Annotated in this window: 10 protein-coding genes and 5 pseudogenes; 7 read left to right on the top strand and 8 right to left on the bottom strand. The window is 49.2% G+C overall.

What is annotated here, in order from left to right; all coding sequences use genetic code 11:
- Positions 1 to 18: 18 nt before the first annotated feature.
- Positions 19 to 1,359 (top strand): annotated as a pseudogene (gene yjhR / locus FEK46_RS12690) (helicase YjhR); the annotation flags it as partial.
- 310 nt (positions 1,360 to 1,669) lie between these two features.
- On the opposite strand, the gene FEK46_RS12685 reads toward yjhR, so the two are convergent.
- Complete coding sequence (locus FEK46_RS12685) at positions 1,670 to 2,542, bottom strand: phosphorothioated DNA-binding restriction endonuclease (protein WP_135560122.1); 873 nt, start codon at positions 2,540 to 2,542, stop codon at positions 1,670 to 1,672.
- A gap of 99 nt (positions 2,543 to 2,641) precedes the next feature.
- On the opposite strand from FEK46_RS12685, the pseudogene FEK46_RS12680 reads away from it, so the two are divergent.
- Positions 2,642 to 2,746: pseudogene (locus FEK46_RS12680) on the top strand (HNH endonuclease); the annotation flags it as partial.
- A gap of 7 nt (positions 2,747 to 2,753) precedes the next feature.
- Here the strand turns inward: FEK46_RS12680 and FEK46_RS12675 are convergent.
- Both FEK46_RS12675 and FEK46_RS12670 read right to left on the bottom strand, forming a co-directional pair.
- Positions 2,754 to 2,924, bottom strand: a pseudogene (locus tag FEK46_RS12675) (sialate O-acetylesterase); the annotation flags it as partial.
- 113 nt (positions 2,925 to 3,037) lie between these two features.
- Positions 3,038 to 4,144, bottom strand: a complete 1,107-nt coding sequence (locus FEK46_RS12670) for an N-acetylneuraminate epimerase (protein ID WP_135560121.1) — start codon at positions 4,142 to 4,144, stop codon at positions 3,038 to 3,040.
- A 571-nt stretch (positions 4,145 to 4,715) separates the two neighbouring features.
- On the opposite strand from FEK46_RS12670, the gene uxuA reads away from it, so the two are divergent.
- The 4 genes from uxuA (at position 4,716) to iraD (ending at position 9,301) form a co-directional block, all read left to right on the top strand.
- Positions 4,716 to 5,900, top strand: coding sequence for a mannonate dehydratase (uxuA, locus tag FEK46_RS12665; protein WP_000438582.1), 1,185 nt, complete (start codon positions 4,716 to 4,718; stop codon positions 5,898 to 5,900).
- A gap of 80 nt (positions 5,901 to 5,980) precedes the next feature.
- On the top strand, positions 5,981 to 7,441 hold the full coding sequence (locus tag FEK46_RS12660) for a fructuronate reductase (protein ID WP_130204660.1): 1,461 nt from the start codon (positions 5,981 to 5,983) through the stop codon (positions 7,439 to 7,441).
- Between the two features lie 268 nt (positions 7,442 to 7,709).
- Positions 7,710 to 8,483, top strand: a complete 774-nt coding sequence (gene uxuR / locus FEK46_RS12655) for a Uxu operon transcriptional regulator (protein ID WP_130259556.1) — start codon at positions 7,710 to 7,712, stop codon at positions 8,481 to 8,483.
- Positions 8,484 to 8,896: 413 nt separating this feature from the next.
- Entirely contained in the window at positions 8,897 to 9,301 is a 405-nt protein-coding gene (gene iraD / locus FEK46_RS12650) for an anti-adapter protein IraD (RefSeq protein ID WP_130259557.1), read from the top strand.
- Here the strand turns inward: iraD and FEK46_RS23705 are convergent.
- The 3 genes and pseudogenes from FEK46_RS23705 to FEK46_RS12635 all read right to left on the bottom strand — a co-directional run.
- Positions 9,281 to 9,557: pseudogene (locus tag FEK46_RS23705) on the bottom strand (LysR family transcriptional regulator); the annotation flags it as partial. The gene iraD and the pseudogene FEK46_RS23705 overlap by 21 nt on opposite strands.
- A 64-nt stretch (positions 9,558 to 9,621) precedes the next feature.
- On the bottom strand, positions 9,622 to 10,794 hold the full coding sequence (gene iadA, locus FEK46_RS12640; RefSeq protein WP_130204694.1) for a beta-aspartyl-peptidase: 1,173 nt from the start codon (positions 10,792 to 10,794) through the stop codon (positions 9,622 to 9,624).
- Between the two features lie 12 nt (positions 10,795 to 10,806).
- A pseudogene (locus FEK46_RS12635) lies at positions 10,807 to 11,001 on the bottom strand (hypothetical protein); the annotation flags it as partial.
- 171 nt (positions 11,002 to 11,172) lie between these two features.
- On the opposite strand from FEK46_RS12635, the gene kptA reads away from it, so the two are divergent.
- Positions 11,173 to 11,727 (top strand): RNA 2'-phosphotransferase, encoded by a 555-nt coding sequence (gene kptA / locus FEK46_RS12630; RefSeq protein ID WP_130204700.1) that lies wholly within the window; start codon positions 11,173 to 11,175, stop codon positions 11,725 to 11,727.
- A gap of 12 nt (positions 11,728 to 11,739) precedes the next feature.
- On the opposite strand, the gene FEK46_RS12625 is transcribed toward kptA, so the two are convergent.
- Positions 11,740 to 12,918 (bottom strand): MFS transporter, encoded by a 1,179-nt coding sequence (locus FEK46_RS12625; RefSeq protein WP_135560120.1) that lies wholly within the window; start codon positions 12,916 to 12,918, stop codon positions 11,740 to 11,742.
- Between the two features lie 76 nt (positions 12,919 to 12,994).
- A complete protein-coding gene (locus FEK46_RS12620; protein ID WP_130204704.1) occupies positions 12,995 to 13,846 on the bottom strand; it encodes a YjiK family protein in 852 nt (283 codons plus the stop codon).
- Positions 13,847 to 13,880: the final 34 nt, after the last annotated feature.

Raw genomic sequence — 13,880 nt, 5'->3', positions numbered from 1 at the left:
AGATAGCGGGTCAAGATCATAGCTCCAATCTGGAATTGTCTACCCGTTACTGATATGGGCAATATGCTTGAGGAGAATATTCTTTCTGGTGGCACTCAGGAAGAGTTAATAAATACATATTCCCATGTGTGTGGGGCTGGAAAAAGTGCAGCATCTGGCAGCGTAATGCAGGTTGCCCAGTTCAACTCCCGCTACCAGTATGATCCCAAGTTCGAGCGCGGAATGTATCTGTATGAGCATCGTCGCTGTTTCAATAACATCATCGGCTACTGTAACTCACTTTGCTATAACGGTAAGTTGCAGCCTAAAAGAGGGATGGAAAAAGGGACGATTTTTCCCGCAATGGGATATCTGCATATTGATGGCCGAGGCATGAAGCCAAATGGGGGGAGCCGTTATAACCCTCTTGAAGCTGAAACAATAGCAGCATGGCTGGCGACACATAAGGATGATATAGAGCGCCATTACGGGGAACCTCTGTACAAAGTTGTTGGTGTTGTGACGCCATTTTCGGCGCAGGTTAATGCCATCAAAACGTCATTGCGTAAGCTGGAGATTAATGACAAAGACGAAGAGGGCTCACTAACAGTGGGGACTGTGCACTCCTTGCAGGGTGCGGAAAGGGCGATTGTTCTCTTTTCCCCAGTCTACTCAAAACATGAAGATGGCAGGTTTCTTGATAGCAACAGCAGTATCCTCAATGTTGCTGTCTCACGCGCTAAGGATAGTTTTCTGGTCTTTGGCGATATGGACCTTATTGAGATGCAGCCCGCATCTTCGCCGCGAGGGTTATTGGCAAAATTTCTGTTTGCTTCAGATAATAATGCGTTGCAATTTGAGTTTCAGAAACGACAGGATTTAATTTCCGCACAGACACAAATTTCAACGTTGCATGGTGTGGAGCAGCATGATGAATTCTTGAATAATGCTCTGGCCGCAGCTCAACAGAAGATCACGATTATTTCCCCATGGTTATCCTGGCAAAAAGTGGAGCAAACGGGGTTTCTGACGTCAATGGCTCTGGCCCGCTCCCGAGGTATTGATATTACCGTGGTAACGGATAAAAACTGCAATATTGCGCATATCGATGATGATAAGCGCCAGGAGAAACTGCATCTTCTAAATGGTGCAGTCGAAAAGCTCAATAATATGGGCATTGCTACAAAATTGGTGAATCGCGTTCACAGCAAAATTGTGATTAGAGATGAGGAGTTGCTGTGCGTTGGATCTTTTAACTGGTTCAGTGCTGCGCGAGAAGATAAATATCAACGATACGATACGTCTTTGGTGTACCGTGGCGAAGGCGTAAAAAATGAAATAAAGGCGATATATAGCAGTCTGGATCAACGTCAGCTATAAGTGTGATGAACAGTTCACAACACAGGCGTGGTAAAGGATATATTTTAACAATGTGAAAGCGACTTTCAGATTTATTGCGAGTCGCCTTCCTGATTTTCACTCTTATTGTTTACTAATCATTCTCCTTTGCGTAATGCGCCAGGCATTAACGGCAGGGGCTTTTAGGAATGAAAGCGAATGCAAGTAATAACGGAAATCTAAACCGATCATAACGGTCTAATTTCTTCGCCCCGTATTAAGCATATCATGGCTGTTCATGATGCCGAATTGAATCAGATAGAGACGTTAAATCAGCAAAATAAGTATTACCTCACCCCCTAAAAACCTCTTTCCGATGCCACTCCACAAACCCCTCAAAAGGGTAATTTTTACGCACCTGCGGCAACGCAATAGTTTTCCCGTCAAAATCCCAGAATAGTTTCTCAACGATCCCTCCGCCATTTACCGCATTCGATACCAGTACCCGCATATTTTCATCAAGGCCAATCGATCCTTTATCAAAGGCTTTATGGTGAATTGCGCAAAGCGCCAGGCCATTAGGAATTTCACAAGGACCGCCGTGCTGTTTCCATTTTATATGCGCCGCTTCCAGCGCGACGGTAGTGTCATCGTGGCGCATATTAAAGCCACATATCGCGCACTGGTAGTTATAGGCGCGTAATACATTTTTGCGAAATAACGGGTCGCGCTGTTTACGGATTTGCTGGAGGTCAAAACCCAATTCGTCAGCAATTTCCTCCTGAATACTCTCGGTAAAATGCGCTTCGAGTATCTGTTGCGCCAGGGTATTGATGAGTTTTTTATTGCCGGTTACCAGGGCGTAGTGCTGTTCATCGAAACCGCCTGCAACGCGGTGTTCGGTCAGTTCCTTCACTGGCGGTTGTCGGCTGCTCCCTGCTGTTGAGCAAAGCCCGGCATTGTGTAATTGCCAGAATCCGTCGCCTTGTAATCGCCAGAACGGCATATCAGGTCGGTACTGTGAACGCTGTGGCCCAAAACGTTCCAGTAAACTGTGCAGAGGTTCGTAGATTTCCGAACCATAATCGAAAAGGCGCGGATGTCCATTCAGGTATTCCGCTAATACGTATAGCAGTAACAATGGTTTATGCGGCGCGCGCTGTTCACCCTTGTGCCAGATTTTTATGTTGGCAATTGCCTGCTGTAGCGATTTACTGGAAGCCATTGATATCCCTGGCAGTGAAATAATTGCGATCATGCTCGCAAATTTTCTGCTGTTCAAGCCTGCAAGCGAAGATATATTACCTTGATCTCATTTGTTTTTTTGCTTCCTGTTTGCCCTAATTGCCATGCGATGCTGCACCGACGCAAACCACCATTTACACCGGAGGAGTTAAAAGCGTTGATGGATGCAAATAAATCAAATTAATGAACGCTCATCTTTCGCGCCAAAACTGCAAAATAGCGTCAACAAATTTGTCTACAATCATCCCCCGACTGAAATGACGGCTTCGTAGCGCCGTCGTCTTGTTCTCAGGCATTCGGTACGCTGAACCGTTATATCCCTTGCTCAAATTATTTGGATTTTCATCAGGCGCGTTTGTCAGTTCTCTTTTAAAGTGATATGGCGGGCGCAGGATGTATCTGCGCAAACCGCGCTAGCCGTTTTATTCCAGGATGAACAACATCTTTATTTTCAGGCAATGGAAACCCAGAAAAGTTAGTTTTGCACAGTAACTTTATTATCTCTCACTGAGAGCAACACTGAATCCGCAACAGCTTTACCACCCGCAATTTCACCGCCAATAATCAATAGACTATTATTCCAGGGCAATGATACTCCGTAGGCTCGACCTTGCGACAGTTCGCCAGATTTCTCCCATTTCCCGTTATGCCACAGATAAATATCAGCACTATACGATTTTTTCAGGCCTTCATGCGCATAGTTCTTACCGTTCTGGTAATTTTCGCGCGAGCCTTTAAATCCGGTACCTCCGGCAAATATAAGAGAGTCATTGCTAATACCTGCAAAACCGCCAGCGACGCCATCTGGTGATGAGACGGGAGGAAGCTTATTCCATTTTACGTTATTGCCGGTAAGATCAAGTTCAAATACGGCATCTGTCCGCAGTCCAGGCTTTATTTCGCCATTAATAAGCCAGGTTTTATCACCTTTATTCACAACCGTCGCACCAGCCGTACCGTACCAGGGCGATTCGCCAGCGTAACTCCATTGCTGTGTAAAGGGATCAAAAGACAAAAGAAACTTATTGAAGAAATAATCTTCTGCTTTTTTATCGAAATAGCGGGCGTTGATTTTATCTATAGTTTTTGAATCTTTTCCAGCCTCGTTGAGATCTTCAAAATAGCCATTGAAGATATTTTGGTTAACACCGCCAGTAACATAAGCCTTGCCGTTGTGTACAAAAGTCACATGACCCGCCATGCCCATTGGCGCGTGTGACATCAATTTAATCCAGGTATTAGTTGCTGGGCTATATTTGTACACATCGCTGAACACCCTGGTTAAACCTTGTTGATTTTTGCCAATACCGCCAAATACATACAAACCACCATCAATAAATGCGGACGTTGCTTGATCTCTCGCGCCGCCGGGGAATTCAGCCAGAGCTGTCCATTTTTTATCTTTGGCCTGTGTGTCCAGCTTATACCATGCTGTTCCTGCACTACCTAAACCGATGTAGACAGTGTTGTTATCAATTGCACCAGTACCACTTTTAAATGGTACTGGAATTTCCGGTAATACAGACGCGTTCGCGGCAAATGATGCCATCATGATAGCAAGCGCCGTTATTGTTTTATTCATTGTGAATTACTCCTGCTCGCTGGAATTCAAATGTCGCACCATGTGCCTATATACCTTTTATACCAAAACTAAATAGCAATCTTCGCAACAACGTCAGTTTTGTTGTGTCGGTCACAACTTATGCAATGGGGAGCAGGTTAAGAGAGAAGCATCTGCCTGATATAAGGCGTTTTACAGTCAGTGTGCTTCAGCACGCCGTCAGCATCACCACTACAATTGCCGAGAAACCAATAACATTTTACCTCTCCAGGTTAATCCATTGTTATGTTGGACGACACGTTATGTAAATTGGTCAACCATTATTGCGATGAATGTCACATCCCTCGATCACTAACCGCCGATCCTCCTTTGTTGTCATTTGCGTCAATCGGCAGGAGAGTAGATTTCTTGTGATGTGGTTAACCAATTTTAGATTTCAGGTTGACATGTATTACCAAAAGGTAGAACTTATACGCCATCTCATCCGATGCAACGCCACGGCTGCGGTCTGGTCGTTCTTTCGGATACCTAAACAACTCCGGGGTTCCGCGTCTCTTCGCTGTTGAACCCACTACGTGAAAGAGGAATAAACATGGAACAGACCTGGCGCTGGTACGGCCCTAACGATCCGGTTTCTTTAGCTGATGTCCGTCAGGCGGGCGCAACTGGCGTGGTTACCGCGCTGCACCATATCCCGAACGGCGAAGTATGGTCCGTTGAAGAGATCCTCAAACGCAAGGCTATCGTTGAAGACGCAGGTCTGGTGTGGTCTGTCGTGGAAAGCGTGCCAATTCACGAAGATATCAAAACCCACACTGGCAACTATGAGCAGTGGATCGCTAACTATCAGCAGACCCTGCGCAACCTGGCGCAGTGCGGTATCCGCACCGTGTGCTATAACTTCATGCCGGTGCTCGACTGGACCCGTACTGACCTTGAATACGTGCTGCCAGACGGCTCCAAAGCTCTGCGCTTCGACCAGATCGAATTCGCTGCATTCGAAATGCACATCCTGAAGCGTCCAGGCGCGGAAGCGGATTACACCGAAGAAGAAATTGCTCAGGCAGCTGAACGCTTCGCTACCATGAGCGACGAAGACAAAGCGCGTCTGACCCGTAACATCATCGCCGGTCTGCCGGGCGCGGAAGAAGGTTATACCCTCGACCAGTTCCGTAAGCACCTGGAGCTGTACAAAGATATAGATAAAGCGAAGCTGCGCGAAAACTTTGCCGTCTTCCTGAAAGCGATTATTCCAGTTGCCGAAGAAGTTGGCGTGCGTATGGCTGTTCACCCGGACGATCCGCCGCGCCCGATCCTCGGCCTGCCGCGCATTGTTTCCACCATTGAAGATATGCAGTGGATGGTTGATACCGTAAACAGCATGGCGAACGGTTTCACCATGTGCACCGGTTCCTACGGCGTGCGTGCTGACAACGATCTGGTTGATATGATCAAGCAGTTCGGTCCGCGTATTTACTTCACCCATCTGCGCTCCACCATGCGTGAAGATAACCCGAAAACCTTCCACGAAGCGGCGCACCTGAACGGTGACGTTGATATGTACGAAGTGGTGAAAGCGATTGTTGAAGAAGAACACCGTCGTAAAGCGGAAGGCAAAGAAGACCTGATCCCGATGCGTCCGGACCACGGTCACCAGATGCTGGACGACCTGAAGAAGAAAACCAACCCAGGTTACTCCGCGATTGGTCGTCTGAAAGGCCTGGCCGAAGTTCGCGGTGTCGAACTGGCGATCCAGCGCGCTTTCTTTAGCCGTTAATATCCACCGGCATGGCTGCGCGCCGTGCCGGTTCCTTCTTCCTTGCCGTCACTCTCTGAAGACGGATTCTGGAGTTTACGATGACTACTATTGTTGACAGCAATCTGCCGGTTGCCCGCCCGTCATGGGATCATTCTCGTCTGGAATCACGCATTGTGCATCTCGGTTGCGGGGCGTTTCACCGCGCGCACCAGGCGCTGTATACCCATCACCTGCTGGAAAGCACCGATAGCGACTGGGGTATCTGCGAAGTTAACCTGATGCCAGGCAACGACCGCGTGCTGATCGAAAACCTGAAAAAACAGCAGCTGCTGTACACCGTGGCGGAAAAAGGCGCGGAAAGCACCGAGCTGAAAATTATCGGTTCGATGAAAGAAGCGCTGCACCCGGAAATCGACGGTTGCGAAGGTATTCTCAACGCGATGGCGCGTCCGCAGACGGCGATTGTCTCCCTGACGGTCACGGAAAAAGGCTACTGTGCCGATGCGGCGAGCGGTCAGCTGGATCTCAATAACCCGCTGATCAAGCACGATCTGGAAAACCCGACTGCGCCGAAGTCCGCAATTGGTTACATCGTAGAAGCCCTGCGTCTGCGTCGTGAAAAAGGGCTGAAAGCGTTTACGGTGATGTCCTGTGATAACGTGCGTGAAAATGGTCATGTGGCGAAAGTTGCCGTTCTGGGGCTGGCTCAGGCGCGTGACCCGCAACTGGCGGAATGGATTGAAGAGAACGTCACCTTCCCGTGCACCATGGTTGACCGTATCGTTCCGGCGGCGACGCCTGAAACGTTGCAGGAAATTGCTGACCAGCTGGGCGTTTATGACCCGTGTGCCATTGCCTGCGAACCATTCCGTCAGTGGGTCATTGAAGATAACTTCGTTAATGGTCGTCCGGACTGGGATAAAGTCGGCGCGCAGTTTGTTGCGGATGTTGTACCGTTCGAAATGATGAAACTGCGTATGCTTAACGGCAGCCACTCTTTCCTGGCGTACCTCGGTTACCTCGGCGGTTATGAAACCATTGCCGACACCATGACTAACCCGGATTATCGCAAAGCGGCCTTTGCCCTGATGATGCAGGAACAAGCGCCAACGCTGTCGATGCCGGAAGGGACGGATCTGAACGCCTATGCGACGCTGCTGATCGAGCGTTTCAGCAACCCGTCTCTGCGTCACCGTACCTGGCAGATTGCGATGGACGGCAGCCAGAAGTTACCGCAGCGTTTGCTGGATCCGGTGCGTTTACACCTGCAAAACGGCGGTAGCTGGCGTCACCTGGCGCTTGGCGTAGCGGGCTGGATGCGTTACACCCAGGGCGTGGATGAGCAGGGTAATGCTATCGACGTGGTAGACCCGATGCTGGCCGAGTTCCAGAAGATCAATGCGCAGTATCAGGGCGCAGACCGCGTGAAAGCGTTGCTGGGCCTGAGCGGTATCTTTGCCGATGATCTGCCGCAAAATGCAGACTTTGTTGGCGCGGTGACTGCGGCATATCAGCAGCTGTGCGAGCGCGGCGCGCGTGAGTGTGTGGCTGCACTGTAACTGACTGATTACCCTACAGACTCACTGGTCAATCAAAAACATATTTGGTTGACCAGTTTTCGTTTTTTGCCCACCTGTACGTGCCAACTTCCAGTGCTAATGGTATAGTTTGAAATTAACGGTCAACGTAAAATTGCCCGGTAAGTAAGCCTGGCGGGCCTACGGATCAATCGCAATTTATTGAATACGCACTCTTTGTAGGCCGAATAAGGCGTTCACGCCGCATCCGGCAATAATTTGATTAATCGCATCTAACGGACACAACATCATGAAATCTGCCACCTCTGCGCAAAGACCTTACCAGGAAGTTGGGGCGATGATCCGCGATCTGATCCTTAAGACGCCGTACAATCCTGGCGAACGGCTACCGCCGGAGCGTGAAATCGCAGAAATGCTGGATGTCACCCGCACGGTGGTGCGTGAGGCACTGATCATGCTGGAGATCAAAGGGCTGGTAGAAGTACGACGTGGTGCCGGTATTTATGTGCTCGACAGTTTACCCAGCCACAATGCAGAGAGCACAGAGGCCAACGTCTGCAATGACGCCGGTCCTTTTGAGCTGTTACAGGCGCGCCAGTTGCTGGAAAGTAACATCGCCGAGTTTGCCGCTTTGCAGGCTACCCGCGAAGACATCGTTAAAATGCGTCAGGCATTGCAACTGGAAGAGCGTGAACTGGCTTCCAGCGCGCCGGGTAGTAGCGAAAGCGGCGACATGCAGTTCCACCTCGCTATTGCTGAAGCCACGCATAACAGCATGCTGGTGGAACTGTTCCGTCAGTCTTGGGAGTGGCGGGAAAATAATCCAATGTGGATCCAGTTACATAGCCATCTCGATGACAGCTTATACCGCAAAGAGTGGTTGGACGATCACAAACAAATCCTGGCTGCGTTAATCAAGAAAGATGCCCGCGCGGCAAAACTGGCGATGTGGCAGCATCTGGAGAATGTGAAGCAGCGCTTGCTGGAGTTCTCTAATGTTGATGACATCTATTTCGATGGTTATCTGTTTGATTCGTGGCCGTTGGATAAAGTGGACGCCTGATCCCTCATTTCTGGTGCAAAGTTGAACCGCTTTGCACTATGTATGTTCCCTGAATAATTAATTATGTTCTGCAGAATATATTATGCGTAATTTAATCATTACGTACGATATATTGTTTTGGAATAATTATATATCAGTTTAACGCTGAGAAATTATTCGGAATAATCAGAATATGTTAACGTATTTCCGTTATGTTTAATGACTTTTGTCAAATGATACCTTTTTAAATAAAAAGTCAGTGGATATTCTTTTCTGTACAGTGTTTTATCTTTGGCGGATCTTATAAATCCCTTATGAAAGTGCCAGGGACGCAATGAGCATAAAGGAATGATTATGGAATATGAGCATCAACCCAGTGGTGTCCAGCAGCCAGGGCAGGATACAGATGCCACTAAACGTCAGGAGTGCGCAAAATGATGCGCCAATCAGTTCAGACGGTATTACCTGAAAGTACAGGGAACAATACGTTATCGCTGCGTGATTCCGTATGTCGGGATCTCTTTCAACTTTTTAGTTCTCCCCATTCACCGCTACCAATATTACTTGTTTCAGGCATGCCTGAGTGGCAAGGGCATAATCAGAGCGACAAGCTTCTCCAGAGTTGGTATTGCCGCCAGTTACGTTCCGCGCTTTTATTTCATGAGCCACGTATTGCGGCATTGCAGGTCAATCTGAAAGCAGTCTATTGCCACGAGTTGGTCATTAGTCTGGAGATGATGCTGTACCACGATGATGAGCCGCTAACGTTTGACCTGGTCTGGCAGAAGGGGAGCTGGCATAGTTCAATACCGGGACTTTCAGCCAGGTTCAATCTTTAGCCCACGCAGTTCACGCCAGAAACGCTCTGCAACGGGATTCATCCGGAATGCGGGATAACTAATTCGTCCCGATTCAGGACAATGAGCTACCCGCTGCGAATTTCTTGTTGTATGGCGTACTCCGGTAGCCAGATATTCCACAGCTGCCGAAGGCAACTTGCTTGAATAATTGGCCCATGAAGAGCCAAAAAGTGCTGAAACGTAACTCGCAGTGGCATGTCAGGGGGCGGTTAATAAATCGCCCCACACAGGAGTTGTAGCGTTGCCTTTGGCGATTAAACAGCTCAACGCCAGTCGCCTGTTCAAGCGTTCGGAACTGCTTATGCAGTTTCAAACGTCCCTTTCACACACGCTTTGCCGTCTTTGACCATCAGTTTGCCGCGAGCGTATACCTGCTCAATACGCAACTGCGGTGTCATCACTAACAGATCCGCGTCATTGCCCGGCAGAATTTCGCCTTTACCGGTCAGGTTGAGGAAACCAGCGACGCTACTGGTGAGTGGACGCAGAGCATCGCTGATACTAAAGCCATAGTCTTTAACCAACACTTGCACGGTTTCCAGCAACGTCTCAAAACCCGCAACACCGATATGCGTTAAATTCCCTTCATCGTCAAAGAACGGCTGACTGCCGTTGCCGTCGGAGCTAAGGGTAACGCGAGCCAGCGGAATACCCGCCTGAACGGCGCGGGCAATACCTTCGGCAGGGGCGACCGGTTCGTCAATGCTGCTGGTGATATCGATGGTGCCGCCTTTGCGCGCGAACTCCAGCGCCTGCTCAAACAACGGAACGTTGCGGTTAACGTGGGTCGGCAGCAACTTGCTGATGGGGACGTCGCAGTTTTCCAGCAGGTCATAGATAGGCTGTAACGCCTTTTTGCTGTCGCCCATGTGGAACACGGTGACGCCAGGTTTACCGCCGAGCAAACCTCCAACGCGGGATTCCGCCGCCATATTGGCCAGGTGATAAACGTCCGGCGCGGCCGAGCGGTGGTCTGAGATGGCACATTTCACGCCAATCACGCGATCGATAATCGCCACATCTTTTTCCACCGAGCCTGTAATGGTACGGGAAGGAACATGATAAGCACCGGTCAGCATCCAGGCGCTAATGCCTTCTTCATTGAGCGCACGAGTCTTGGCGAGTAAGGATTCCGGGTGGCGAGAGATAGAGTCGGTGCCGAGCAGACCAACCACTGACGTGACGCCCGCTTCTGTCAGACGACTAAGCGCGACTTCCGGCGTGCGTGTAGTGGGGCCTGCTTCGCCGCCGCCGCCAATCAAATGGACGTGTTGATCAATAAAACCGGGGCAGAGGATCTGCCCGCTGAGATCGACAACCGTGCAGTCCGGTACGATGTCAGAAGGGATGTTGCTGGCAACGGCGATAATCTTGCCGTTAGCGACGAGGACATCGCAAATTCCTCGATCTTCCGGCGCATATAAATGCGCTCCCTGCAGCAGGGTAAAACCGGCTGCGGAATAATCAATCATGGTAACTCCTTGTTAAATAATAAGCTGCATAACCAGGTTTGACAGCAACGCGTTAATCACGCCGACGGCAATGATATGCGGGTAGCCTTTGGCATTCACTTTAGCTGTCTCCATGCAGCGACCGACATTTTGCACCGGGTTGCCTATTAAATACATCGCGGGCAGTAAAACGGTGACATCATGCTCGGTTAACACGCCAGCTACAGCATCCCCTTGTTGTGCCATAACAATCCCCATTATGTATGCTTGTGGCGGCTACGTGGAAAAATTACGCTGCGCGGAGAACCTTCCTGTAAGGATTGAGTTGCAGAAAATTCATAAACACAGTGACAATAACAGCTGGTGAGTAAAGGCGGCGAATACAAGGACGAATGCAAAATGGCAAAATACAACGACAAAGAGCTGGCAGAGACGAGCAAGTTTTTAAGTTTTGTCCTCCGACATAAACCGGAGGCGATTGGCATCGTGCTGGACCGTGAAGGATGGGCGGATATCGATAAGCTCATACTCTGTGCACAAAAAGCTGGCAAGCGGTTAACCCGCGCATTACTGGATACTGTGGTCGCCACCAGCGATAAGAAGCGCTTTAGTTATTCCAGTGATGGTACGTGTATTCGCGCCGTTCAGGGGCATTCGACTTCGCAGGTCGCCATTGCCTTCATCGAAAAAACACCGCCACAATTTCTCTACCACGGTACGGCAAGCCGTTTTCTTGAGGCGATAAAAAAACAGGGGCTGATTGCAGGGGAGCGTCATCATGTGCATCTCTCTGCTGATGAAGCAACGGCCCGCAAAGTTGGGGCAAGACACGGTTCGCCGGTTATCTTAACCGTCAAAGCACAGGAAATGGCGAAACGAGGGATCCCTTTCTGGCAAGCGGAAAACGGGGTCTGGCTGACATCAATGGTTGAGGTTGAGTTTCTTGAGTGGTAAGGGAAACAGCCCTCATGAAGTGACCACTTGTAGCTTAAATAATTGCACTGTGCTGATAAGCGCAGCAATAAACAACGCCGCCGCGCCGCAGAGAGTGGCGCTGGCAAGCGCCGATGTTCCATTGCCGAGCATACTGGTCAGCGCCGGGCCGAGGATTTGCCCAATGCCGTAAATGAGCGTCACAAAGCCTAAAAGATTGAGATTTCCCGGTACGCTCAGTTGGCGGGCGATAGTCATCACCAGAGATGTCGTGCCCATAAAGGTACCGCCAAAACCGATACTACTGATGATAAGCAAGAGAGGCGAGTCGCTGGCGAGAGTAAGCAGCACACAGACAGCCTGCACCAGTAAATTCGCCGTCAGGCAGGGTAATGCTCCCCAACGTTTTGCTGCCCATAGCCAGCCAAAACAACCAGGCACAATTGATAAGCCGACTAACGTCCAGAGATGGGCGGTTAACAATGGTGAGCCTGCATCTTTCGCCATGAGCGGCAGGTAAGTCGCGACGATGATATAACCAAATCCCGCCAGGCCGTACAGAATAGCCAGTAACCACCAGCTCATTATCTGTTGCTCCGTTTTTGCCAATGGCGTTGGCGCGACGGTGTGTTTTTTCGAGGGCATTAAAAGCGTAAGTGCAATCAGCATCATGCCAGAAAGCACCCCAGCGCCTTGCCATAACGTTTGCGAGGAGAGGGCAAAATGCAGGCCTGCCAGAACATATTCATTGCCTAGCGCGATGCCAATGCCAACGCCAGAAAACAAAGCTGCCAGCACAAAAGGATGGCGCGTGTGCTGCATAATCAGCGTCGAACCAAAAATCAGCATTCCAGCGCTGGCGACACCCGCCAGGAAGCGAATCAATAACACCAGGATAAATGACGGCAACCATGCCATTGCGAGGATCAACAATCCGCTCGCCAGGGCAGAAGCCAACAGAAATGGGCGCAGGCGCGACGGCTGGTGAAATGCGCCAAACGAAAATAGCAGACTGCCAGCCAGATACCCCGCATAGTTGCCGCTGGCAATCCACGAGAGCTGGCTAAATGAAAACGCCCCTTCCGCCATCATGACGGGCAACATAGGTGTATAAAGGAAGCGACCTAATCCCATACCTAAGGTCAGAACCAGCATCCCGAAAAGCGCGGTGCTGAAAGAAAAGCGTTCTACGGGATGCGAGGACGGGGGCATGTTTAACCTTGTTTGTATTTTTTGTAATTAACAAGTTAATAACAAAAAAGTGAAACATGCCAGCCTGTTAATGTGATTATTTAGGGGTAAAGCGATAAAAATGATTTGGTTCGCTAACGATATAAATATTACCAGAGGCATCCATCGCAACCCCTTCGGCCTGTTTGATGTTATGTGAAAGGCCATACTTGCCTTTGGTTAACGACATTTCGCCGATCACGTCTCCTGTTACGGTTACTTCCTGGAGTGCGCGTGATTCATGAGACAACACCAACAAGCTATTTTTTTGTGGGTTAAAATCTGCGCCAGAAACATCATCTAAATTAAACTGCTGCTGTAATGTCTGGTCTTTGCTGATGTGTAATTCATCGTTACGCAACAGCCCGCTCACTTTGTAGACCTCGATCGGATTTTTCTCTTTAAAAAACCAGAAAGTTTGATCGGCAGGAGAATAGGCCAGCCCTTCAAAACCACAATTGGTCGGGGTTTCCTGCAGCGGGATTTTTATTTTTTTGAGGATTTTTACTTCCGAGTTGGCATTAAGTGAAATCACATAAATGGCATAATCGCGCTCATCGCTAATGACAAACTGATTATCGCCAATGTATTCGATCGTCTCGAGATCTTTAACAAAATCCAGAGGAATAGTGCGGATCAAATCGCCATTGGTGGTCATTTCAACAATGGCGGCAGGTTTGTTGATAGTGCTAAACAGGGTATTGCTCTGTGCCGACCAGGTCAGCGAGGAGATATTATTCGTTACGCCTGCAATTTCTTTGCCGTCAATGGTGGCGTGGTAATTCTGAAATGATGCTGCATGATTGCTTTTACGGGCGCAAGATTGCACGAAGAAAGTACACACTGCCACAATGGCAAAAAGAATCACAATAACGGAGATGCGTTTACTTAATGAAATACTTTTTGTCACGGTAATCCCTTTAAGGCAAATCAATAAGATATCG

Origin of the sequence: Escherichia sp. E4736 (genome assembly GCF_005781225.1) — a bacterium.
Classification (GTDB): domain Bacteria; phylum Pseudomonadota; class Gammaproteobacteria; order Enterobacterales; family Enterobacteriaceae; genus Escherichia.
The sequence above is the reverse complement of the archived record's forward strand: the minus strand, read 5'-3'. Positions and strand labels throughout refer to the sequence as shown.

Coding starts and splice junctions, on each gene's coding strand:
- FEK46_RS12685 (WP_135560122.1), bottom strand. CDS start 2,542: ATGGCTTCCAGTAAATCGCTACAGCAGGCAATTGCCAACATAAAAATC.
- FEK46_RS12670 (WP_135560121.1), bottom strand. CDS start 4,144: ATGAATAAAACAATAACGGCGCTTGCTATCATGATGGCATCATTTGCC.
- uxuA (WP_000438582.1), top strand. CDS start 4,716: ATGGAACAGACCTGGCGCTGGTACGGCCCTAACGATCCGGTTTCTTTA.
- FEK46_RS12660 (WP_130204660.1), top strand. CDS start 5,981: ATGACTACTATTGTTGACAGCAATCTGCCGGTTGCCCGCCCGTCATGG.
- uxuR (WP_130259556.1), top strand. CDS start 7,710: ATGAAATCTGCCACCTCTGCGCAAAGACCTTACCAGGAAGTTGGGGCG.
- iraD (WP_130259557.1), top strand. CDS start 8,897: ATGATGCGCCAATCAGTTCAGACGGTATTACCTGAAAGTACAGGGAAC.
- iadA (WP_130204694.1), bottom strand. CDS start 10,794: ATGATTGATTATTCCGCAGCCGGTTTTACCCTGCTGCAGGGAGCGCAT.
- kptA (WP_130204700.1), top strand. CDS start 11,173: ATGGCAAAATACAACGACAAAGAGCTGGCAGAGACGAGCAAGTTTTTA.
- FEK46_RS12625 (WP_135560120.1), bottom strand. CDS start 12,918: ATGCCCCCGTCCTCGCATCCCGTAGAACGCTTTTCTTTCAGCACCGCG.